Source organism: Polycladidibacter hongkongensis (assembly GCF_001561995.1).
Classification (GTDB): domain Bacteria; phylum Pseudomonadota; class Alphaproteobacteria; order Rhizobiales; family Stappiaceae; genus Pseudovibrio; species Pseudovibrio hongkongensis.
Genome location: NZ_LLWC01000026.1, coordinates 145886 through 168084 on the forward strand (window position 1 = coordinate 145886; position 22199 = coordinate 168084).

19 protein-coding genes are annotated in these 22199 nt (G+C 54.2%); 9 read left to right on the forward strand and 10 right to left on the reverse strand.

From position 1 onward, the window contains the following. Positions 1–103: 103 nt before the first annotated feature. The 3 genes from AYK82_RS13615 to AYK82_RS13625 all read left to right on the forward strand — a co-directional run bounded on the left by AYK82_RS13615 (position 104) and on the right by AYK82_RS13625 (position 2020). Complete coding sequence (locus AYK82_RS13615) at positions 104–982, forward strand: adenosylcobinamide-GDP ribazoletransferase (RefSeq protein WP_244265766.1); 879 nt, start codon at positions 104–106, stop codon at positions 980–982. Positions 983–994: 12 nt separating this feature from the next. Further along, entirely contained in the window at positions 995–1192 is a 198-nt protein-coding gene (locus AYK82_RS18230; protein ID WP_068316939.1) for a DUF1289 domain-containing protein, read from the forward strand. Positions 1193–1309: 117 nt separating this feature from the next. Then, positions 1310–2020, forward strand: coding sequence for a retropepsin-like aspartic protease family protein (locus AYK82_RS13625; protein ID WP_068316942.1), 711 nt, complete (start codon positions 1310–1312; stop codon positions 2018–2020). A gap of 12 nt (positions 2021–2032) precedes the next feature. Here the strand turns inward: AYK82_RS13625 and AYK82_RS13630 are convergent, their stop codons facing one another. Next, a complete protein-coding gene (locus tag AYK82_RS13630; RefSeq protein ID WP_068316945.1) occupies positions 2033–2857 on the reverse strand; it encodes a sulfite exporter TauE/SafE family protein in 825 nt (274 codons plus the stop codon). A gap of 138 nt (positions 2858–2995) precedes the next feature. After that, positions 2996–3448 carry a MarR family winged helix-turn-helix transcriptional regulator gene (locus tag AYK82_RS13635; protein ID WP_068316952.1) on the reverse strand — a complete coding sequence of 151 codons (453 nt, stop codon included), beginning with the start codon at positions 3446–3448 and terminating at the stop codon, positions 2996–2998. Between the two features lie 221 nt (positions 3449–3669). Between AYK82_RS13635 and AYK82_RS13640 the strand changes: the two genes are divergently transcribed. Next, a complete protein-coding gene (locus AYK82_RS13640) occupies positions 3670–4896 on the forward strand; it encodes an alpha/beta fold hydrolase (RefSeq protein WP_172795241.1) in 1227 nt (408 codons plus the stop codon). Positions 4897–5022: 126 nt separating this feature from the next. Here the strand turns inward: AYK82_RS13640 and dusA are convergent, their stop codons facing one another. Then, positions 5023–6069, reverse strand: a complete 1047-nt coding sequence (gene dusA / locus AYK82_RS13645; RefSeq protein ID WP_068316964.1) for a tRNA dihydrouridine(20/20a) synthase DusA — start codon at positions 6067–6069, stop codon at positions 5023–5025. Positions 6070–6393: 324 nt separating this feature from the next. Further along, a complete protein-coding gene (locus tag AYK82_RS13650) occupies positions 6394–7656 on the reverse strand; it encodes a zinc ABC transporter substrate-binding protein (protein WP_068316973.1) in 1263 nt (420 codons plus the stop codon). Between the two features lie 212 nt (positions 7657–7868). Here AYK82_RS13650 and AYK82_RS13655 point away from each other — a divergent pair, with 212 nt between their 5' ends. Together AYK82_RS13655 and AYK82_RS13660 are read left to right on the forward strand one after the other, a co-directional pair. Then, positions 7869–8333, forward strand: a complete 465-nt coding sequence (locus tag AYK82_RS13655; protein ID WP_068316979.1) for an Lrp/AsnC family transcriptional regulator — start codon at positions 7869–7871, stop codon at positions 8331–8333. A gap of 193 nt (positions 8334–8526) precedes the next feature. Beyond that, positions 8527–9639: a saccharopine dehydrogenase family protein gene (locus tag AYK82_RS13660; protein ID WP_068316982.1), complete on the forward strand. Its 1113-nt coding sequence runs from the start codon at positions 8527–8529 to the stop codon at positions 9637–9639. A 150-nt stretch (positions 9640–9789) separates the two neighbouring features. Here AYK82_RS13660 and cydC read toward each other — a convergent pair whose 3' ends face one another. The 3 genes from cydC to AYK82_RS13675 form a co-directional block, all read right to left on the reverse strand. After that, positions 9790–11526 (reverse strand): thiol reductant ABC exporter subunit CydC, encoded by a 1737-nt coding sequence (gene cydC, locus AYK82_RS13665; protein WP_068316991.1) that lies wholly within the window; start codon positions 11524–11526, stop codon positions 9790–9792. Then, a complete protein-coding gene (cydD, locus tag AYK82_RS13670) occupies positions 11523–13379 on the reverse strand; it encodes a thiol reductant ABC exporter subunit CydD (RefSeq protein ID WP_068316994.1) in 1857 nt (618 codons plus the stop codon). The genes cydC and cydD overlap by 4 nt, the downstream gene beginning before the upstream one ends. Positions 13380–13715: 336 nt before the next feature. Beyond that, positions 13716–15212, reverse strand: coding sequence for a CoA-acylating methylmalonate-semialdehyde dehydrogenase (locus tag AYK82_RS13675; protein WP_068316998.1), 1497 nt, complete (start codon positions 15210–15212; stop codon positions 13716–13718). Between the two features lie 135 nt (positions 15213–15347). Between AYK82_RS13675 and AYK82_RS13680 the strand changes: the two genes are divergently transcribed. After that, positions 15348–16226 (forward strand): LysR family transcriptional regulator, encoded by an 879-nt coding sequence (locus AYK82_RS13680; RefSeq protein WP_068317003.1) that lies wholly within the window; start codon positions 15348–15350, stop codon positions 16224–16226. A 21-nt stretch (positions 16227–16247) separates the two neighbouring features. Here AYK82_RS13680 and AYK82_RS13685 read toward each other — a convergent pair whose 3' ends face one another. Further along, positions 16248–16826, reverse strand: coding sequence for an NUDIX domain-containing protein (locus tag AYK82_RS13685; RefSeq protein WP_068317009.1), 579 nt, complete (start codon positions 16824–16826; stop codon positions 16248–16250). Between the two features lie 104 nt (positions 16827–16930). Here AYK82_RS13685 and AYK82_RS18030 point away from each other — a divergent pair, with 104 nt between their 5' ends. Further along, a complete protein-coding gene (locus tag AYK82_RS18030; protein ID WP_156453372.1) occupies positions 16931–17119 on the forward strand; it encodes a hypothetical protein in 189 nt (62 codons plus the stop codon). Between the two features lie 18 nt (positions 17120–17137). Here AYK82_RS18030 and AYK82_RS13690 read toward each other — a convergent pair whose 3' ends face one another. Together AYK82_RS13690 and AYK82_RS13695 are read right to left on the reverse strand one after the other, a co-directional pair. After that, positions 17138–18655, reverse strand: coding sequence for a phosphomannomutase/phosphoglucomutase (locus AYK82_RS13690; protein ID WP_068317012.1), 1518 nt, complete (start codon positions 18653–18655; stop codon positions 17138–17140). 132 nt (positions 18656–18787) lie between these two features. Then, on the reverse strand, positions 18788–20242 hold the full coding sequence (locus AYK82_RS13695) for a mannose-1-phosphate guanylyltransferase/mannose-6-phosphate isomerase (protein WP_068317014.1): 1455 nt from the start codon (positions 20240–20242) through the stop codon (positions 18788–18790). A 329-nt stretch (positions 20243–20571) separates the two neighbouring features. On the opposite strand from AYK82_RS13695, the gene AYK82_RS13700 reads away from it, so the two are divergent. Then, a complete protein-coding gene (locus AYK82_RS13700; protein ID WP_068317016.1) occupies positions 20572–22077 on the forward strand; it encodes an ABC transporter substrate-binding protein in 1506 nt (501 codons plus the stop codon). The last annotated feature ends 122 nt before the right edge of the window (positions 22078–22199 follow it).

Consider the following 22199-nt stretch of genomic DNA (forward strand, 5'->3'; position numbering starts at 1 on the left):
AGGGGCTGTGGCAAAACACAAATGCCCGGGCGGCGGAGAGCCGTTTTTTTATTGCGCCTGCCAATTTATTGCAGCTTTGCAGAGAGATAGAGGAGTTCTCGCGGTGGAAGACTCAGAACACAAAGAGACGAATGATGCAGGTGCGCGCCAAGGCGAAACGCAAATTAGCACGGCGGCACAATGGCTTGGCGATGTAGCACAGATGCTGCGTTTTTTCTCGCGGCTGCCTTTGCCAAAACTGGGGCATTTTGACAGGGTGGATGTGCCTGTTGACTTTGCCCGCAGTGGCTGGGCAATCCCGTTAGCCGGTAGTGTTATTGCTTTGCCAGCGGCATTTGTGTTGCTGATCGGGGGGGCAAGTCCCCTGCCCTATCTTGCTGTTGCGACGCTTTGCGTTGCGGTTTCGGCTGCTGTGACTGGCGCTTTGCATGAAGATGGCTTTGGCGATGTTTGCGATGGCTTTTTTGGCGGACATAACAAAGAGCGGCGACTGGAGATTATGAAGGACAGCCGCGTGGGGGCGTTTGCCGCGGTTGGGCTTACCCTTGCTATTTTGTTGCGGGTGGTGCTGATTGGCGCAAGTCTGGAACGTGGCGGGCCGGTGTTTGCGGCGGCCGTATTTTTGGCGGCAGAAGCTGTTTCGCGCTCCGGCTTATTATGGGCGTGGTTTTACCTGCCAAGTGCCTATTCAGGTGGCTTGAGCGACAAGTTTGGCCGCCCCAAACAGGATAGTTGCCTCTATGGTAGTGCCAGCGCGGGGCTCCTGTTGGTGTTGATGATTGGCGCCAGCGTAACCGCTGGTATCGCCGCCCACACGCTGGGTATCGCGCTACTGCTGGCGGTGGTTGCAAGCGGCGGGGCGGTATACGGGCTGGCACGGGTGGCGCAAGCCAAAATCGGCGGCATCACCGGTGATGTACTGGGTGCTATGCAGCAAGTGGGGCTGATCGGATTTTATCTTGGCCTATTGCTTGTGATTTAGGAGGGTTTTCATTTGAAGCAACTTAGTCACAAGGCGAAAGCCGAGAGCCCCTGCACTGGCGATTGTGAGATAGACAAGGCGCGCGGGATGTGTCGCGGCTGTTTGCGTACACTTACAGAGATTGGCGCATGGCGCGATATGTCTCAGGCTGCGCAGCTTGCCCTTTTGCAAAAACTGGCCACGCGGCGGCGCGCATTAGCACAAGAGTAATCTGATTTTGCCCACCCCTAATTTTTCAGTAGCCCCTTAAAATTTCTGCATATGTACTTTAACCGACTGGGCCAAGGCCCCATTTGTTTATCACTATAGTTTATTGGAAAAGCGATCATGCGTGTCATCGGTTACTTCATTATTGCTTTGGGTCTGAGTGGCTTGGCGTACTTTGTGCTAACCAGCGGCACCTACCAGATTGACGATGTACTGCGCGATCGCGGCCCACGGCTGGTTGCCTTGGTGGCTATCCTGCTGGTGCTGCTTGGCGGGTTTATTGCCAAGCCGCCGAAATTGCGCGAGGCTCTTCCTGCTGCGCTGACATGGGGCGGATTGTTTGTGCTGCTTATCGGCGTTTACGCATTTCGCTTTGAACTGCTGCATGTGAAAGACCGCATGCTGGGGGCGTTGTTGCCCGGACAGAGCTATGAAACCGCTGGGTTAGATGGCCGAGGCTCGGCACTTGTCATGACCCGCGGGCCGGGTGGACACTTTGAAACGCGCGCCCGTGTCAATGGGGCGCAGCTGGCGTTTCTGGTGGATACGGGCGCCAGCACCGTGACGCTACGTGCTGAAGATGCGCAGCGTGCGGGCATTGATGTGGATGCTTTGGCATTTAACCAGATGGTTTCCACCGCCAACGGCACAGCATTTGTGGCGCGAGTGCTGTTGCAGGATTTTCAGCTCGGGCCACTGCATTTTGACAATCTGCCTGCCAATGTGACCAAGCCGGGTATGCTGGGGCAGTCTTTGCTGGGTATGAATGCGCTTAACCAGCTGCACTCGTGGCAGGTGGAGGGCAACCGGTTGATCATTCCGCTGCCCTGAAGCGTGGCCAGTTTAGCCCAAGAGGCTAAACGCGAAGCGCAAGCACACCAACAGCAAGAAGACGCCAAAGCCAATTTCCATTTTGCGTTTGGGCAAGGCGTGCGCAAGGCGGGCACCAATGGGCGCAAGCCAGAGCGACATGGGAATGATGATTGCAACAGCAAGCAGGTTCACATAGCCAAGCGAGAACGGTGGGAGATCCGGTGTACCCCAGCCCGCCCAGACCATGCCAAGGGCGCCGGGAATAGAAATCAGCACTCCAACACCAGAAGAGGTTGCCACCGCTTGGTGGATAGGGCGGGCGTAGAGGGTCATGAAGGTGTTGTTCATAACACCGCCGCCAATGCCCATGAGCGTGGAGAAGAAACCAATCAGCACCCCGATGCCAGCGCGCAGTGGGCCAGCGGGAATATCAGCGCCCAGTGTGCGGGTGCTTTTGCCAAGGATCATACGTAGGGCCACGCAGAAGGCGATGGCAATAAAGATGCCCTTGAGCCCATCACCGGAAATTTGCGCGGCAACGAGCGAAGCCAGCAGCACCCCTGCCGGGATCGGCAGGATCCAGCTTTTCAGCAAGGCGAGATCCACCGCCCCCTTTGCTTTGTGGGCCGAGAACGAGCGCAAAGAAGTGGGCACGATGACACCCAGAGACGTGGCCACGGAAACATGCATCAGGTGCTCGGGCGCGACACCGGCAAAGCCAAGCACGCCAATGAGAACCGGGACAAGGACAGCGCCGCCGCCGATGCCGAAGAGACCGGCTAGAAATCCGGCAAGGGCCCCTGCCACAAGCAGCGCCAAGACGAGGCTTGCAACCTCAATAGAGAAAATGTCCATTATGCTTCCCAGCTGTGATGTTGCTCGCGGGCGCGCCAATGGTCTTAGCCTACGCGCCAGCGTTGTTTTCTTCGTTTTATGCGGAATACGAAAATTTGCCTAGCCCTGCTTGGGGCTAAGGTTGTAGCAGTGCTCGCTTTATGGAAACGGCGTGGCCTCTATGAGCGCCTTGAGCAAGTGGCGCAGTTCATCTGTTTGCTTTTCCCCCAAAGCGGCGTGCACATGTTTTTCGATGGATGCGGCAATGCCAAGGCCCTGCGCCCGCGCGTTTTGGCCCTTTTGCGTAATCCTTGCGATTTTGTCACGTTTTGAGCCTTCGACGTACTCAAAACTCACCAGCTCCATTTCTATAAGCCGCTGCAGAGATTTGTGCGCCGCTTGACGGGTGATACCAAGAACCTGCGCAAGTTCGCTTAGGGAGCGCGGCCGGCGTGAGATCATCATAAAGGTTTTGGCGTCAGAGGGTCTGGAGCCTGCAAAATCGGTTTGTTCGCGCAGCACATTTGCCCGCGCATCAAGGCGTTCTGAGAGGTCTTGCACTAGACCGCGAATGCTATCAGGGCCGATGGGAGTTTTTTTTTCGCTATTCATGATTGACAAGTTACGGGGTCTTACCCATATGTCAATTATCAACCATGGTTGACAATTATCTGTTTGTTGGATTGCCCTCTATTGCACCCCAACCCTTCGAGAGCGGAGGCCGTCCGTGTGCAGCAGAAATTGCCCGCTTTTGGAAGATGAATGACCGGTTTGCCACGATGTGCGGCGCCCGCAGCGTGGTGAACCGGCCACTTAATAAATTAGGAGCCGAAATGCGAAATACATTATTTGCGGCCACTGCCGCTTTGACCCTGTTGGCGCCACAGATTGCCCCGGCGCAGACGATGAAAGATGACAGTTTCCGTAGTGAAGACGAGGGCGAGTGGTATCACTCAGTCGAGTTTGATATGTGGGAAGGCGTCGGCGGTAACCGGCAGGTTCTTGAAACCATTATTGAAAAAATTGAGAGCACAGAAGGCGCTCGTCGTTATGCCGATGCTCCTGACACGTTGATTGCCTATGGCCCGGGGAACTGGACCTATGAGTTTTCCAAGGCCGGGGACGCTGCCATTGCAGCCGCGCAAACGACAGACGATCTGACAATAAAGCAAGAGGCCTACAACGAGGCCATCGTTTATTATCACCTTGCCTCATCACCCCACACCCCTGCTCCGGAGCATGTGGCTGCACTGACCAAGGCGCATGACGCCTATGCTGCCAGCGCACAGATGTTACCGGGGCGTTTCTCCCGCCCACAAATCCCGTTTGAGGGCAAATCCTTTGGCGCGTTCCTGCATATCCCAGAGGGGAATGGCCCCTTCCCTGTGGTTGTGGTTTCGCAAGGCTCTGACGTTTCCAAGGTTGTCGCGCTGCCCTATTACCGCGAGCATCTGGCCGCGCGCGGCATAGCTATGCTGTCTATCGACGTGCCGGGTATGGGCGAATCCAGTGCCTACACTGTGCGGGACGGGCGCACTGACAAATTACACGCTGCGGCTGTGGACTGGGTGCGCGCGCAGGATTTCACCGATGACAAAAATGTCTTTGTTCAGGGCGTTAGCTTTGGCGGCACCTCTGCGGCGCGAATTTTCCTTGCCCGCCCAGAGCTTGACCTTGCCGGTGTCATCTTTATGTGCGGACCGATCAATGCACCATTCTTGGCAGGCCCGGACGCCTTGCAACACCTGCCACCTTTAACACTGGACGGCGTGAAGTCTCGCATGGGTATGCCGCTGGACACGGAACTGGCCGAGTTTGCCAAGGCAATCGAAGTACTCGCACTTGGCAAGCAAGGGTTGTTTGAGGGGGAAAAGATCTCCACACCGCTGCTGGCGATCAATACAACAGCCGACCCGGTGTCGCCGCTGTTTGATATGGAGAAAATGCTTGCACGGGCGGAAAACGGCGACAAAGTGCTGATTGATATTCTGGGGCACTGCCCACCGCGGAGCCAGCGCCAACCCATTATTGCCAACTGGATCGACGGGAAGCTGCGCTAAAGTTCAATCGATCCCAGCAACTTGCGGAGAGCGGCGGCAGCCTCTCTCCGTCTTTTTGTTTAGACCTGTGGAGTGAAAAGAAGGGGCACAAGCTTCACTCGCTAACAATCTTCGCAAGATCTGAGGCTATTCGCCAGCAGATGAGCCAAAGTCCTCGCCCGCCAACTCGGCTTGCCTTTGGGCATGTGGGTTGGCAATAGCTGCAAGCGCCGCCTCAATCACCTCAATGCCAGCGCCTTGTTTGATCGCCTCGGTGGTTAGAATGCGGCGGAAATTGCGTGCGCCCGGCACACCTTGAAACGTTCCCAGCATATGCCGGGTGATGGAGGCAAGGCGCGTCCCCCCTTCCAGCTCGTTTGCAATATAGGGGAGGTAAGCGCGAATGGCCGCCTCGGCCGCGATGGGCACTTTATCCTCGCCATAAATTTCGTTATCGGCGCTGGCCAGCAGCATCGGATTTTGATAGGCGGCGCGGCCAATCATGACGCCGTTGACATGCACCAGATGTACCTTAGCCGCTTCCAGCGTTGCAATACCTCCATTAATGCCGATGAACACGTCTGGCAGGCTTTGCTTGAGCTGGTAGACCAGCGGATAGTTCAATGGCGGCACATCGCGGTTTTCCTTCGGGCTGAGGCCTTGCAGCCACGCTTTGCGCGCATGGACCCAGATCGCGTCAGTACCAGCCTTTACGACTGCTTCCGCCAACGCAAACAACGCCCGTTCCTCATCCTGATCATCAACACCGATGCGGCATTTGGTTGTCACAGGGATAGACACCGCCGCTTTCATAGCGGCGATGCATTCTGCCACCAGCTGCGGTTCCTGCATCAGGCAAGCGCCAAAACGGCCTGACTGCACCCTGTCTGAGGGGCAACCAACGTTGAGGTTTACCTCATCGTAGCCCCATTCTTCGACGAGTTTGGCGCACTGTGCCAATGTTTCTGGATCCGAGCCGCCGAGCTGCAGCGCAACGGGTTGCTCTGCTTTGGAAAAGCGCAGGTGTCGCTCTGCATCCCCATGAATGAGCGCGCCAGTTGTCACCATCTCCGTATAAAGTAAAGTGTTTTTGCTTAGGATGCGGTGATAATTGCGGCAAAAACGATCCGTCCAGTCGAGCATCGGTGCGACTGCGAGGACAGGTTTGCTCAGATCATATAGGTTTTGCGTCATTTCCAGATCGATTGCTTGTTGCGATTTGCCTATCGGCCTGCTCGTCAGCAGGGCTTATGTTGTCACCCTGCAAGCGTTTATGCCATGGAACCATCAACGGCCTAGGCAATGCGGACAAGGTGATTTCATGGCGACTTTTATAGGCAATGCGAGGCAATCACAAGCCATAGGCGGCGTGGGTTTATGCGCCGGAAGAAATCAAGGGAGTATGTCGCAGGCGCTTAACGCAAAAGCACCCGTCACCGCATGAGCGACGGGTGCCTTGAAGCGCAGAGGCTGTGTTAAAGGAACTGCGCCTTGTTCTTTAGCTGCTGTGCGCCAAGCTTACTTCTTGGCACAATCCACGACAGAACGGGCAAGCGCGCGCATGAATTGCGGATAGAACTCGCGCGATGCGGCAATATCGGCACCAAGCGGATCAATCTGCACCAATGGCACCCCCACTTCCCCCGCCATCAGTTTAGGCAGCTTATGATTGAACTGAGGTTCGGAGAAGATGCAGCTCACTTGATTGGTTTTCACCAGCTCCGCTGTAGCCTTGATGGAACGGGCACCAGGCTTGACTTCCGGGTTGATTGTCAGGGCATCGACAGCCTTAATCCCGTAGTCTTTTTCAAAGTACTGCAAGCTATCATGATAGACGAGTGCGCGTAGGCCCTTATAAGGCTCTAGGGTTGTTGCGAGTTCTTCTTCTAACTCGTGCAACTCATGCAGCGCGGCTTTCTCGTTGCTTTCGATTTTCGCGGCGTGCTCTGGCCATTTTTCTTTCGCCTCATGAGCTATGACCTGCACAATTGCCTCGGCATTATGGACCGAGAGCCAGATGTGTGAATCAACTGCACCATGATCGTCATGGTCATGGCCTTCATGAGCGACCTCATCCTGCGCGTGCTTGTCATGATCGTGATCATCATGCGCAAGCTTGTCATGGTCGTGTTCATCATGGCCGTGTTCGTCATGCGCGGACTTGTCATGATCATGTTCATCATGGCCATGTTCGTCATGCGCGGACTTGTCATGATCGTGTTCATCGTGGCCATGTTCGTCATGCGCGGACTTGTCATGATCGTGTTCATCGTGGCCATGTTCGTCTTGCGCGGACTTGTCATGATCGTGTTCATCGTGGCCATGTTCGTCTTGCGCGGACTTGTCATGATCGTGTTCATCATGGCCGTGTTCGTCTTGCGCCTGCTCATCTTCATCACCATGGAAATGATGGTGCTCCCGCGCGGGCAAAATGTTTAGAGGCTTTTCATCTATCAGCGTTACAATTTTCGCGTTTTTCCCAAGCGACTTTAATGGCTTTTGCAAAAATGTTTCCAAATGCGGCCCAACCCATACAATCATGTCGGCAGCTTGCAAAGACTGCGCTTGTGACGGGCTAAGAGCCGCCCCGTGCGGTGATTTTTTACCCTTAACCAAGACTTGCGGCTCGGCAATCCCTTTCAGCACCATAGCGGTCAATGAATGAAGCGGCTTGATAGAGGTAACCACCTCAGCTTCATGGGCATGTGTGAACGTGGGCAAAGTCAAAGCAGTTGCGGCGCTCAGGGCGAATGCAGATAGGCGGTGTTTCATCGCAATCATGGAGGGCACTTTCATAGATTTACGCGGTCAGCATAATGATTTTGTGATGTTGTAACATCTCGAGATCATTTGGCAAGTGTCTGCGTCCTCTTTGCCCTACGCACTGTCAGGTTTTGCACATTCGCAAGTACACAGCCTCGCTGTGTGCAGTCTGGCAAAAACACCTGACAATAAGGGGACGTGCTGCTAAAACGCTGGAAACAGGAGCCAAAATGCCGGAATTTAAAGACGATTTAGATCGAAAACTGGTCGCCATCCTACAAAGCAACGCACGCGAGCCAATTTCGTCGATTGCGCGCAAGCTGGATGTCGCTCGCTCGACCGTACAAGAACGCATCGCGAGGCTGGAGCGCACCGGCATAATTTCCGGCTATACTGCCATTATGGGTGAGACTGATAGCGGCAGGAAAGTACAAGCACTGGTGATGCTTTCAGTGGCGCAGCAACAATCCCGAGAACTGGTAAAGCAATTAGAATCGTTCCCAGAAATTCGCAGTTGCCTCACAATTTCCGGTGAGTTTGATGTGTTTCTGGTGGTAGAGCCTGACCGCCTGGAAGATTTGGATGACCTCCTAGACGATATCGCCGAAATTCCCGGGGTATTACGTTCCCGTTCTTCCATCGTGCTGTCGAAACGTTTCGAGCGTCAGCAGCCATTTTTACCTCGGCGCAGTTAGAAACGCACAGACCAGACCTTATATTTAACGAATGCCCTCGGCGCATTGCCACTTTAACTAGTCATTTTCACGTATTTTTCGTGAATTTGACGGCTATTTGCTTCGTTTTTTCAAGTTTGGCGGCTTCCCTCCGGCAGAACTGGGCCTCAAGCTTGGCTTTATTCCAGTTCCAATTGCTTTAGGAGGGATTGCTATGTGGAACGTTGCAGTTATCGGGGCGGGTAAAATCGGCGGTGCGATTTGCAAACTGCTGCTTGGCAGTGGTAATTACCACGTGACAGTATTTGATCAGCAAAAGTCAGCGCTTGATCGCTTGGAACTCGCAGCGCTTGGAAAGCGCGTTATTGATGTGGGAGATGAAAACGCACTTAAAGGCGCTTTGAACGGCGTCGATGCGGTGATCTCGGCTGCCCCATTTTACTTGACTGAAACGATTGCCAGTGCGGCCAAAGCGGCTGGAGCGCATTACTTCGATTTGACAGAGGATGTGGCCTCGACACGAGCGGTCAGCGCCTTGGCTGAATACGCAGACAGCGCCTTTGCGCCGCAATGCGGACTGGCACCTGGGTTTGTTTCCATCGCCGGATATGCGCTTGCCAAACAGTTTGACGCGTTGGACACCCTCTCGCTGCGGGTTGGAGCGCTGCCACGCTATCCAACCAATCGGTTAAAATACAACCTGACATGGTCGACCGACGGGCTGATTAATGAGTATTGCAATCCATGTATTGCCGTGGACCAAGGGCGAACGCACGAGGTCGCACCACTTGAAGGCTACGAGACCTTTTCGCTGGAGGGCGCAGACTACGAGGCGTTTAACACCTCTGGTGGATTGGGCTCCTTAGCACAGACACTTGAAGGCAAGGTGCAGTCGCTGCGCTATGCGTCCATCCGCTATCCCGGTCACCGCGAGATCATGCGTTTGCTGCTGGGTGATCTGGGCCTGCGCAACCGCCGAGATCTGTTGAAAGAAGTGATGGAGGAGGCCATACCCGCCACTCGGCAGGACAGAGTTCTGGTGTTTATTACGGCCACGGGTGAGATCGACGGGCAGTTTGAAGAGCGCTCCTATTTGAAGAATATCAACGCACGAGAGATCGATGGGGAGCTCTGGAGCGCCATCCAGATTACCACAGCGGCAGGTATCTGCGCGGTGGTTGATCTGGTGAAGGAGGGACGATTGCCATCACGTGGACTAATCCGCCAAGAGGATATCGATCTGGATCACTTTCTCGCCAATCGATTTGGCGCGCTTTATCTAGGCGGACCATTGCAATTTGGGGAAGCCCGCGCAGCTGCGGCGTAGGCTAGACAGCGGCAATCAAAACACTGATGCCCCGGCAAGCAAAGCTTGCAGGGCTTACAGGCGGGCGGCAGCGCCCCCGCCGAGCAACAAAGAAAAGGCAGGCGTCGCGCCTGCCTTTGCCGTTTGCCTATTGGTCAGCTTCTGCAAGCCTTAGTCGGGCCGCAGGCGCGCTAAATGCGCAGCGCCAAGCGGTAGTGGCAACTCGTCAAGCGAACCGTTTTTCAGCTCCAGAACTTTGCTAACACGCGCCACCTCAAGGGCGCGGTGCGAAATCAGCAAGGCCCCGGCATCGGCACTCATGGTCAAAAAGCTCTGCAGCACCTGCTTTGCCGTTGTTGCATCCAAGCCCTCGGTTAACTCGTCGGCAATCCAGAGGCGGGGTTTACGCAAATAGGCGCGCGCCAGCGCCAAGCGCCGCCCTTCTCCACCAGACAGGCCAAGCCCAGATTCACCCAATACTGTTTCCAGCCCCATTGCCTCTCTACGAATGCGGTCATCCAGCCCGGCAAGGGCGAGTGCCTGCCACAATTCATCCTCACTGGCTTCAGGCTTTGCCAGTCTCAAGTTTGCGGCAACCGTGTCATGGAAAATCTGAGTTCGCTGGCCGACAACCACAAGATTCTGACGCAAATCCTCTTCACACAGCATGGCAAGATCCGCACCGGCAAGTTTGATGGTACCCGAACCAGGAGTAAGCAAGCGCGCCAGCAAAGCTGTGAGGGTCGATTTACCGGCGCCACTGGGGCCGACAATGGCGATCTGCTCGCCTTGGTTGAGTGAAAAACTCACACCGGCAAGCGGGGCATGGCCTGTGCTTGGGTAGGCGTAGGTGAGGTCATTAACCTGCAGCACAGGCTCTGCATTCTGCCTCCCTACTATTTTCAGGGTTTGCTGCGCTGCAACCGCATCGCGTTCCTCGCCCGCTTTGAGCAGGGCTGTCACCCGCTGCGCCGCGCCAGCCATGCGCGCCCAGCTGCCAGCGCCATTGGCGGCAGAGACCAGCAGTTCTGGCAATGCCAGCGCGACAAAGGCAAACAGCGCCATATGGCGCAGCTCCAGCTGCCCCTGTTGCATCGCCCAAGCGGTGAGCGCGAATGTGATCGCCAGCAGGCTCTGAGACAGCGCACTGATAAACGTTGTGGACTGGGTGTCTTCTTGCTCAGCACGGCAGGTTTCCACCTCCAGACGGCTGGCAGCGCGCATAATTTTAGCTTGCTGGCGGTCCAAGCCGCCATAAACGCTGAGGTCGCGGCGGCCCCGCACCATATCTGCGGTTCTCACACGTAGAGAATCCTTGGCGCTGTTGTATTTTTGCGCGTGCTCGCGTGCCTCCTGCCCTGCTGTTTTGGCGAGTATAGAGATCCCGAGGATTTGCACGGCAGCAATGGCCAGTGCTGCCGGCGGGGCGTATTGAAACAGGATTATCACTGACATGCCAGTAATCACTATTGTGACGAACAGCGGCAGGGCCAAGCGCAGATAAAGGCCATCCAGCTGATCCACATCAGAGACCACACGCGACAACAGCGAGGCCGTGCGAGAGCCCTCCGCGTCCTTGCGCGTTTGCGCCACCACACCGCGAAACACATCACGGCGTAAGTTACTTAAAAAACGGAAGGTGGCGTCATGGGTGACAAGGCGCTCGGCATAGCGGCCGAAAATGCGCAGGGCAGCATAGAAGCGCACACGAAATGACAGAGTGCTTACTGTCACGAGCGCAGTTCCCCCCAAAGCGGCACTCATGGCAGCAGAGGTGATTAACCAGCCTGAAACCGCCAGCAATGCAATGCCGGCAGCAGCGGGCAGCAGCGCCAGCAGCGCGCCAGACCAAAAGGCGATAGGGTGCTGCTGCTGCAAGCGCAGGAGAATAGCAAGGGCAGCTCTCATGATGGCTCTCCTTTAGCTTGCGCTGGTGTGTTTTCTAGCCCCTGAGGCGCGGGTGGGCGCGCTTGCAACCTGCCATCTAACAGATCCAGTATCATATCGGCAGCGCTTTGCACTGCTGTGTCATGGGTGGCGGCGACCACCAAGTGGTGCTGAGAGAGTTGTTTTAATGCAGCGGTGACTTTTGCTGCGGTCACGCCATCAAGGTCAGCGGTTGGTTCATCCGCCAGAACGAGCGGCGCGTCTTTGCGCAGCGCAGCGCGGGCAATGGCAAAGCGGCGCATTTCACCCATGGAAAGCCCGGCCCCTTCCTCGCCAATTGGACCAGCAAGCCCCCCTGGCAGTTTCGCAAGGATTTCATCTGCACCAGAGAGTTTTAGCGCGGCAAGCAGCTCTTCATCGCTGGCAGAAGGAGCGGCTCTGTGGAGGTTGCTACGTACGGTACCATGGAAGAGCTGGGGCTGTTGGCTAATACTGGCGATGCTTTGTTGCCAGTCCTTTACGTTTTCCGCACTTAACGGTTTGCCATCCACGGTGATCGCACCACTATCAGGCAGCAGAAAGCCCACTAACGAATCCAGCAGAGTTGTTTTGCCCATGCCAGAGGCGCCGGAAAGCACGACGAGGCCGCTGCGTGGGAAGGTGAAAGACTGCTCCTGCAATACAGTTTTGCCACCACGGGAGATACTGACATTTTCCAGTGCCAGTGTTCCGCTAAATAATTGCACAGTTGCCGAGGGTACGCTGTTAACCGGGTGCGCTGGTTTTGCCTGTTGCAGCTCCTCTTCGGCTTTGCAAAGCAACTCGGCAGCTGAAGCAGCAGACACCTTGTCATGATAAGCAAGCGCAAACAGGCGCAGCGGGCCAAAGAATTCGGGCACGAGCACAAGGATGAACAGGCCTGACCCCAGAGTGATGGGATCGCCGTAGCTGCCGAAGTTCCAATGTCCCAATAAGGAAAAGCCTACATAAATTGCTGTTATGGCAATGCCGGCAGCGGCAAAAAGCTCGAGCGATGTGGAGGATAAGAATGCAATGCGCAACACGCGCATGGTGGCACGGCGAAAGGCATTGCCGTGTTCATCCAGCGTTGTTTCCGTGGCTTTCAGCGCACCAAACAGGCGTAGGGTTTCCAACCCGCGCAGCCGGTCTAGCAGCAGTGCGCTCATGTCTGCCAGCAAGCCGTGCTGGTCATCGCTTGCCTTCTTGGCGCGAATGCCCACAAGGGCCATAAACAGCGGCACCAGTGGCCCAATGAGCAGCAGCATAAGAGCTGCGAACCAGCTGACACAGGCTATGGCCGCTAAAATACCCAATGGCACAATGGCCAGACGCGGCTGTAATGGCAGATAGCGCGAAATATAAGGCCCCACAGCGTGCACATGATCCACGATCAGCGCGGCCATCTTACCGCTGGCAGGAACCGGCAGGGCGGGGGATGCGGTCACCAGCGCCTTGGCCAAACGGGCATGCAGACGGGTGCGCACATTCGAGGCGCTTTCTTGCGCCAGCTTATTAGCGCTGTGACGCAGAGCAGCGCGCAGACCAGTGAGGGCGAGCAAGCAAGCCGCATAAATCAGCGCTTCACGGTAGGCCCAGCTCGCAGAGGAGACCAGCGTAAACCCCATGGCTAGAATGGCGGCCTGCGCAATCCACAACAACTCGCTAAGGCCGTGCAAACGCGCTGCCCATGCAAGGCGCGTCTTTTCCGGTGCGATTTGGGCCGCCAGCCATATTTGTGCTGGGGTGCGCTGGCGTTTTCTGCGGCCTTGCTTTGCTTGTGGCTGGTTAACACCTGCCCTTGTGTTATCAACTGCGGTGTCCTGCGGATTATCTGGTTCTGCCTTACGCTGCATACTCTGCTTTATCCGATTGTTCTTACTTGCAAAACAGCTCCAGAACGACGCATGAGACAACCGAGCCTCCTCCCCGGTTCCGCCTTGCATCCTTTCTTGCGACTTTGCAATCTCCGTCCTGTCAGTTTAGCCCTAGAATAATGAAAGGACTCCTGACCCCCAATGCACTTAGGGGTATTTGCAGCAGTATCGCAAGTTTTGGGCGTAACTTACCTCGGTTTTTTTGTGGGACAAATCAACGCAGATCACATCAGCTATTACTGATATTCGAGATAAAAAACCGCGCTTTGAGCCCATGTCAAAGCGCGTTTTTTGTATTGTGAGGCAAGCTTCCGTTTAGTCCATGGTCGGAATCGACATTTCCGGCCCTTCTTTGATGCCAGATGGCCAGCGGGCGGTGACAGTTTTAGTCCGCGTGTAGAATTTAAAGCCGTCGGGGCCGTGTTGGTTGAGATCGCCAAAGCCGGAACGTTTCCAGCCACCGAAGGTGTGATAGGCGAGCGGCACAGGAATCGGCACATTCACCCCAACCATGCCGATGTTGATACGAGAGACGAAATCTCGCGCTGTATCACCGTCACGGGTGAAGATGGCTGTGCCGTTGCCATATTCGTGGCTCATGGGCAGATCGATGGCCTCTTCATAGGTTTTGGCGCGCACAACCGACAGAACAGGGCCGAAGATTTCTTCCTTGTAGATCTGCATATCCTTGGTGACATTGTCGAACAGACAGCCGCCCATGAAGTTGCCATTTTCATAGCCTTGCAGAACGAAATCGCGGCCATCAACAACCAGATTGGCGCCCTCTTCCACACCGCTGGTTACAAGCCCTTTGATGCGCGCCAGTGCCTCCTTGGTGATAACCGGGCCAAAATCGACATCATCGCCTGCGGTGTAAGGCGCTACTTTGAGAGCCTCAACACGCGGTGCCAGTTTTTCAATGAGGCGATTGGCGGTGTCCTCACCAACGGGAACAGCAACGGACACCGCCATGCAGCGCTCACCTGCGGCGCCGTAGCCCGCACCGACGAGCGCATTTACAGCCTGATCCAAATCCGCATCCGGCATGATGATCATGTGGTTCTTGGCGCCGCCAAAGCATTGAACACGCTTGCCGCTTGCACTGCCGCGGCTATAGACATATTGCGCGATTGGCGTTGAGCCGACAAAGCCGACGGCCTGAATGGTTTCATCATCCAGAATTGTATCGACAGCAAGTTTATCGCCGTTGATTACGTTCAAGACCCCTTTTGGCAGGCCTGCCTCTATCATCAACTCAGCAAGCATGATCGGCACACTTGGGTTGCGCTCGGACGGCTTAAGGACAAAGCTGTTGCCTGCGGCGATGGCGGTGCAGAATTTCCACATGGGGATCATGGCCGGGAAATTGAACGGGGTGATACCTGCGACGACGCCAAGCGGCTGGCGCAGTGAGTACATATCAATGCCCGGGCCTGCCCCTTCCGTATACTCCCCCTTGAGCAAGTGTGGTGCGCCGATGCAAAACTCGGCGACTTCCAACCCGCGGATTACGTCGCCCTTGGCGTCGGGAATAGTTTTGCCATGCTCGCGGGAGAGCGCTTCGGCCAACTTGTCCATATCGCGGTTCAGCAAGTCCACGAAGCGCATCATCACCCGGGCACGACGCTGCGGATTGGTGGCGCCCCAAGCAGGCTGCGCGGCGGCTGCGCTGGCGATGGCGGCTTTAACCTCAGTTTCACTGGCGAGCGCAACCGTGCCGATTACTTCCCCGGTTGCCGGGTTGTAAACATCGCCAAGCTTACCAGATGAGCCAGCGACCCGCTTACCATCGATGAAATGTCCCAGTTGCATTAGTGGTCTCCCCTTATCATCACCTTAAAAATTGTTATTGGCAATCAAACACATAAATTTGTAGCATTCAACGCGAGTTATCTCGCATCCATTGTGCAAATATTATAGTCTCTCTTTGACCTGAAGGAGAGTGGGATGAACTGGGATGACACGCGCATCTTCTTGGCTGTGGCACGCAGCGGGCAAATCTTGGCGGCTGCGGGGCGTTTGCAGCTTAATCATGCGACTGTGGCGCGGCGTGTTTCTGCGCTGGAGGACGCTTTAGGGGTGAAGCTGCTGGTGCGTCAACCAAGTGGCAGCCAGCTTACTGATGCGGGTCAACGGTTTTTCGAGGCGGCGGAGCGCATGGAGGCTGAGATGGCTGCGGCTCAGGCAAGTATCGGCACCAGCGATATGGAGCTCGCAGGGACTGTGCGTATTGGGGCGCCAGACGGGTTTGCCGTCGCTTTTCTTGCCAAGCATTTAGGGGCGCTGCGCGCAGAACATAGTGCCCTGAACCTGCAACTCGTGCCGATGCACCGCAGTTTTTCACTCTCCAAACGCGAGGCGGACATTGCGGTGATGGTTGGCCCGCCAGAGCAAGGCAGGCTGATTTCGCGGCGGTTGGTGGATTATCGCCTCGGGCTTTACGCAGCGCAATGCTATCTCAGCGGGCGGCCCAAACCAGAGACCGCGCAGGATCTGAGCCTACATAATCTGGTGGGTTATGTTGAAGATCTGGTCTACTCCCCTGCCCTAGATTACGCCGGAGAGTTTTGGCGCGGTTGGCGTTCATCGCTGGAGTTTGCAAGTGCGCTAGCGCAATATGAAGCGGTTGCCGCCGGAGCCGGTATCGGCATCCTGCACAGGTTTATTGCCATAAATGATAGGAGCCTAGTTCCAGTTCTGCCGCAAATTCAGGTTAATCGCAGTTATCACCTTGTCTATCATGAGAGCAATCGCAACCAGCGGCGCATTCGCCTTGTCTGTGACTTCATTGAGGATGCTGTGCAACAACACAAGCAAATCTTTTAGATATGCCTTGCGGAACTGATACTAGCCCTTGTGCATGGTTTCGGGATACTTCAAAAACAAAGCCTGAGCCAACATGAGTAGGCGCGGGCATCTCATTTTCCCTTGTTGCAGCTCCTGATATAGCTGAGTGAACGACAGCGGCAACACTTCGATGTTTTCAACTTCATCCTGCTGCTGCACTGTGGCCGCCATGCCTAGCGCTGTAAACGGCGCAAGAAACAGATGTGCCCGCTCGCACAAACGTGCGGGATTGATGTAGACTTCGCCAACTTTCTCAAGTGCGGCCAGAGTGCACCCCAGCTCTTCTCTTGCTTCACGCCGCACCGCTGTCTCGATGGATGTGTCTGTCGGCTCGATCGCACCGGCGCAAGCTTCCCGAATGCTTTCACCGGCTCGGATGAAAGGCGCGGCCCTGATCTGGCGAAGCGTTAAAACGCATCTCCTTTGTGCGCCATAGGGCAACACGGCTACCGAGTCGCCGTAGGACCAAATGATATCGGTTGTTATCAGCTGTGTACCATCTGCCCGTTCGCTTGCAATGCTTACGCTTTCCAGCTCCCCCTTGGCCTTGGCTAAAATTTTTCGCTCGGTAATCTTCATGTGCTGCACCGCTTTGGTGCCAAGCGCGTCTCTTTATCCGAGCCGCAGCCTGATAATTTCCTATTATTAAAACGCGCTAAGACGAGGATCTTTGATTGCTTCTAATGCCGTGCTTATCAGTAGAACGGTCAAATCAATCCCCTATCACCACATGGGCCCCGCTGACTGAGGTTACGCGTTGGTGCTGCAACCAGAAAGCCAATGTACCGCCGCAGGAGTACTCTGCGGCAGCTGACTGGATGGTTGCTATTGCCAAAAACGATCCGAAATACAATGTACCGGAGCTGCAATAAGTGAAGCGTTTTTCGACACTATGCCAATTCTTTTAGGGTCTGATTGTAATCGCCAACTTCAGGGTTTTCGCGCAAAACCGCATCAACCGCTCTAAACATGTCGTGCAGCCTTTGTTCTGATACCGGGCTTTCAACCACCACAACAAGCTCAGGTTTGTTCGAGGATGCCCGAACAAGGCCCCATGTGCCGTCTTGCGCGACAACACGCACCCCATTTACAGTAATTAGTTCGTGAATTTCCTGCCCGGCGATTTTTTCACCATCACGTTGCATTTGTTGAAAGCGGGCCACCACCTTTTCAACGACACCATATTTTTCTTCATCGGCGCAATGAGGCGCCATGGTAGGCGAGCCCCATGTGACTGGCAGGGCGCGGCGCAGTTCCGCCATTGTTTTTTGAGGGTTACGCTCCAGCATGTCCAATACGGCAATTGCGGATATTAGGCCGTCATCATACCCCCGCCCTAGCGGCGTGTTGAAGAAATAATGCCCCGATTTTTCAAAGCCTGCCAACGCATTTAGCTCGGTTACACGGCGTTTGATATAGGAGTGCCCAGTTTTAAAGTAGTCCGTCTTGGCAGAATTTGCCTGCAACACCGGGTCGCTGTGATAAAGCCCGGTGGACTTTACATCGACAACGAACTGAGCATTTTCATGAATTGCAGAAAGGTCGCGGGCGAGCATTACCCCAACTTTATCGGCAAAAATTTCTTCACCCTCATTGTCAACGATGCCGCACCGATCCCCATCCCCGTCGAAACCAAGTCCAACATCTGCGCCTGTCTCCCGCACTTTTTGGGTCATAGCGTGAAGCATTTTCATGTCTTCTGGGTTGGGATTATAGTTGGGGAACGTGTGATCCAACTCGCAATCAAGCTCCACCACATCTACCCCCAAATCACGAAGAATTTGTGGTGCAAATGCGCCAGCGGTGCCATTTCCGCAAGCGACAACCGCCTTGATCGGACGAGAATATGCCGGTCGATCTGTTAAGTCCCTATGGTAGCTCATTGCGATTTCGCCATGATACTCGTAGGCGCCACCGCCACGTAGCTCATATTTTGCCCCTAGCACCAGCTCTTTTAGGCGGCTCATCTCGTCTGGGCCAAATGTCAATGGGCGATTGGCACCCATTTTGACACCGGTCCACCCGTTGTCATTGTGCGAGGCAGTTACCATGGCAACACAGGGAACATCCAGCGCAAACTGGGCGTAATAAGCCATGGGCGACATGGCAAGTCCAATATCGTGGACCTTGACACCGCTTGCCATCAAACCATTGACCAGCGCCATTTTGATCGATGCAGAGTACTCGCGAAAATCGTGGCCAGTTATCAATGCAGGCGTAACACCGAGTTCGTGAATGAGCGTCCCCAACCCCATGCCCAGCGCCTGTATCCCTTGTAGATTTATTTCCTTGCCAAAGAGCCAGCGCGCATCATATTCACGAAAGCCCGTTGGCTTCACCAGCGGAGTTGTTTCAAATGCGAGGGTATTGGGCTGTAATGAAGCGACCGGCTTGCTGAAAACACTCATTCTTACTTATTCCTCGTAGGCACCACTGACAGGATCTTGCTAGCAGCAAGAGGTGACGATTTTTCGACAGGACGCAACTGTGCTTTTCCTATGGTTTGTGCGAAGTGGTGGAAAACTTCCCTATCGTTACAACTACCCAGCGCCGGTTACTTTGCTACGCATGTTTTCCAAGACATCCGTCCGCAGGATGTCATCCTCGCTGATATGGCTTCCGGATTGTATTTCTATCATTTGTACAGGAATTTGTCCCGGGTTTTTTAGTTTATGATTTGCTCCTAACGGAACATATACGGATTGATTTTCACTGACCAAGGCTGTCCGATCATCTATTGTGATTTCTAAGGTGCCCCCAACCACTACCCAATGCTCGGCCCGGTGCATATGCCTTTGCAAAGATTGATGTTCTCCAGGTTTGATCATCATTGATTGGACGCGAAATCGATCACCGCTTGCGATTTCTTCTGTCCACCCCCAAGGCCGATAGGCTCGCACATGGTGGACTGTTTCCTTGCGCCTTTCCGCGTCTAGCCTGCTTACAATTTTTTTTACGTCCTGCGCTTTATCGCGAGACGTAACTAAAACGGCATCTTTTGTATTCACCACCAGCACATCAGAAAGTCCAACAACGGAAACAAGACCCTCTTGCGAATATACAAGACAGTTTTCTGCTGCTTCATATAGAGCCTCACCAAGAGACGAGTTCCCGTTTTCATCCTTTGCCATACTTTCCCACAAGGCGGACCAAGACCCTAAATCACTCCATCTTGGGTCCATTGGCACACATGCAATGTTTTGTGCATGTTCCATGATCGCATAGTCGAATGAAATCGCCTCAGTTTTGGAAAACTCTGCCGGATCCAAGCGCAAGAAATCCAGATCCGCCCTCGCTGAAGACAGAGAGGCAGCAACTGTTTGCCAGATCTGCGCTGCATGTTGTGCGAATGCTTCTTGCATCGCTCTGGCCGAAAACAAGAAGATTCCCGCATTCCAAAGGTAGCCTCCCTCTTTTAAGAACCCCCTTGCGGTGTCAAGGTCTGGCTTTTCAACAAATCGTGCAACTTTGCTTGCCCGTGGTCCACGCTCTCCGTTTTGCAGCTGTATGTACCCATAGCCAGTGTGTGGCTCTGAGGGTTTGATACCAAAAGTCACGATGGTACCGCTTTTTGCGGCAGGTATTGCCGCTTGCAAGGCTGCGTCAAAAGCGGCTTCGTCAGCTATCAGATGATCTGACGGGGCGAGCAAAATCAGAGTGTCTGGCGAAGTCCTCATTGCGATTTGCGCAGCTAACGCTGCCGGCGCCGCAGTGTTTTTCCCTTCCGGTTCAAGGACAATCGCTTGAGGCGTCACGCCTATTTCCGACAGTTGCTCGCCAATCAAAAAACGGTGGTCCTGATTGGAAATTACAAGCGGAGGCAAATAGTGTGGGCCGATCGTGCGCTTGCATGTTTTTTGAAAAAGACTTTCGCCTTCAAAAATCGGAAGAAACTGCTTGGGTCGCTGACGACGGGAAAGCGGCCAAAGACGAGAACCAAAGCCGCCGGATAAAATGGCAGGTAGGATTGTTGTGTTGTTCTTATCTCGCTCCATACTCTCCGCCCATTTTGATATTTGCCACCCTACAACGACGACTTGAACGCTGAACAAAGCCATTCGTTCTTTGTTTGTTTGACAAAAAAAACTACCGCTGACAATAAGCGAGTTTTCGCCTACCCTTTTTAAGGGAGAATACTGCGTTGATTTGAAGAGAAAACGCAGATGCGAGCGCCCAGCAATAGAATTGCACGGTCTTATCTAAAGACTCAGTACATTGAAAAAACTGTTGATGTTGCTGCCACGATACTTCAAAAAAGCGCCAAGTACTATCAAAGGGCATCTTGCAGACTACACAGTTTAAGTGCCCTCATTTGGAGCTGTTAATGCGATTGAATTCTCTTACCAAACTCCTCAAGCGCGTTGCTTTACCCTGCCTGCTCAGTGTTGCGTGTCTTGCCGGTAATTCCCATGCTTCAGATCATGCATCACTAAATATCGGCATGCAGCTAGAGCCGCCGCATTTGGACCCTACAGCAGGGGCTGCCGGGGCGATAGATGCGGTAACCTATGCCAATATATTTGAAGGTTTGACCCGAATTGGTGCCCATGGTGAAGTGCTGCCTGCGCTGGCCAGAAGCTGGAAGGTATCACCGGATGGACTAAGCTACACATTCTATTTGGCAAAGGGTGTGCAGTTTCACGATGGCAGCCCGTTTAGCGCAGATGACGTAAAGTTTTCGTTAGATCGTGCGAGAGGCGATGGGTCAACAAATGCACAAAAACCTCTGTTTTCCGCAATCAAGGAGGTTGTTGCAGTTGCTCCAAATGAAGTGCGTGTTGATCTCCTTCGGCAAGAAGGGAGCTTGCTGTTTAACTTAGGATGGGGTGACGCCGTAATTGTTTCTCGACAAAGTGCAAAAGGGAATCGTAAGCATCCGATAGGAACAGGGCCGTTTCAGTTTTCCCGCTGGGTGAAAGGGCAAGAAATACAGCTGCAGCGGTTTGATCATTATTGGGGTAGCCCCGCGAAGCTCGATACAGTTCGCTTTAAGGTGATTGCAGATCCGAATGCGGCCATAGCTGCGGTGATGGCAGGGGACGTTGACGCTTATCCCGGCTTTCCAGCTCCGGAAGCGCTGGGGCATCTCGAAGCTGATCCACGATTTAAAGTTTTTGCAGGATCAAGTGAAGGCGAAACCATTTTGGCCATGAACAATAAGGCTGGGCCACTTGCGGATGTTCGTGTTCGCCGAGCAGTTTCGATGGCGATTGACAAACAAGCGCTTGTTGAAGGTGCAATGTATGGATACGGCACGCCAATCACTTCTCACTTTGCTCCGCACCATCCTGCGGCACTCGACTTAGCGGCAGAAACCCCGTTCGATGTTAGGGAAGCGAAACACCTATTGAAACAAGCGGGCTATGAAGATGGCTTTACGGCAACACTCAAACTGCCACCGCCAAGCTATGCAAGGCGGGGGGGGGAATTGATCGCCTCAGATCTTTCCAAAATTGGCATAAAGCTGAAGATTGTTCCTGTTGAATGGGCGCAATGGCTTGCCGATGTTTTCAAGGGTAAAAACTACGAGTTTACAATCGTTTCTCACACTGAGCCGATGGATATCGGCATCTATGCGCGCAAGGACTACTACTTTAACTACGATAGCGCTGAATTTGATGGTGTCGTGAAGCAGTTGAATGCGGCGAGCGACACCCAGGCGCGCTACAGTCTTCTTGGCGAAGCACAACGCATAATTGCACGTGATGCTGTGAATGCGTACCTTTTCCAGCTTGCCAATGTGAGCGTGTGGAATGCAAAACTTGAAGGCATGTGGAAAGACGCCCCTATACAGGCGATTGATGTGACACATGTGCATTGGCAGGATTAATTTTTCATCTGCTTTAAGAACGTGTGCAAGCATGAAAACTTGGGAAGGCTCTGTTGGCAGCAGAGCCTTTTTCCTACCCGATTGTTTAATGACAATATGCCCTCCTGCCTTTCTGCGTTAAA

Excerpts from the sequence above, each read along its gene's own strand:
- AYK82_RS13640 (WP_172795241.1), top strand. The coding sequence starts at position 3,670 with ATGCGAAATACATTATTTGCGGCCACTGCCGCTTTGACCCTGTTGGCG.
- AYK82_RS13690 (WP_068317012.1), bottom strand. The coding sequence starts at position 18,655 with ATGAGTGTTTTCAGCAAGCCGGTCGCTTCATTACAGCCCAATACCCTC.
- AYK82_RS13700 (WP_068317016.1), top strand. The coding sequence starts at position 20,572 with ATGCGATTGAATTCTCTTACCAAACTCCTCAAGCGCGTTGCTTTACCC.
- AYK82_RS13635 (WP_068316952.1), bottom strand. The coding sequence starts at position 3,448 with ATGAATAGCGAAAAAAAAACTCCCATCGGCCCTGATAGCATTCGCGGT.
- AYK82_RS13660 (WP_068316982.1), top strand. The coding sequence starts at position 8,527 with ATGTGGAACGTTGCAGTTATCGGGGCGGGTAAAATCGGCGGTGCGATT.
- AYK82_RS18030 (WP_156453372.1), top strand. The coding sequence starts at position 16,931 with ATGCCGTGCTTATCAGTAGAACGGTCAAATCAATCCCCTATCACCACA.
- AYK82_RS13655 (WP_068316979.1), top strand. The coding sequence starts at position 7,869 with ATGCCGGAATTTAAAGACGATTTAGATCGAAAACTGGTCGCCATCCTA.
- AYK82_RS13675 (WP_068316998.1), bottom strand. The coding sequence starts at position 15,212 with ATGCAACTGGGACATTTCATCGATGGTAAGCGGGTCGCTGGCTCATCT.
- dusA (WP_068316964.1), bottom strand. The coding sequence starts at position 6,069 with ATGACGCAAAACCTATATGATCTGAGCAAACCTGTCCTCGCAGTCGCA.
- AYK82_RS13650 (WP_068316973.1), bottom strand. The coding sequence starts at position 7,656 with ATGATTGCGATGAAACACCGCCTATCTGCATTCGCCCTGAGCGCCGCA.
- AYK82_RS13685 (WP_068317009.1), bottom strand. The coding sequence starts at position 16,826 with ATGAAGATTACCGAGCGAAAAATTTTAGCCAAGGCCAAGGGGGAGCTG.
- AYK82_RS13625 (WP_068316942.1), top strand. The coding sequence starts at position 1,310 with ATGCGTGTCATCGGTTACTTCATTATTGCTTTGGGTCTGAGTGGCTTG.
- AYK82_RS13680 (WP_068317003.1), top strand. The coding sequence starts at position 15,348 with ATGAACTGGGATGACACGCGCATCTTCTTGGCTGTGGCACGCAGCGGG.
- cydC (WP_068316991.1), bottom strand. The coding sequence starts at position 11,526 with ATGAGAGCTGCCCTTGCTATTCTCCTGCGCTTGCAGCAGCAGCACCCT.
- AYK82_RS13630 (WP_068316945.1), bottom strand. The coding sequence starts at position 2,857 with ATGGACATTTTCTCTATTGAGGTTGCAAGCCTCGTCTTGGCGCTGCTT.
- cydD (WP_068316994.1), bottom strand. The coding sequence starts at position 13,379 with ATGCAGCGTAAGGCAGAACCAGATAATCCGCAGGACACCGCAGTTGAT.
- AYK82_RS13695 (WP_068317014.1), bottom strand. The coding sequence starts at position 20,242 with ATGGAGCGAGATAAGAACAACACAACAATCCTACCTGCCATTTTATCC.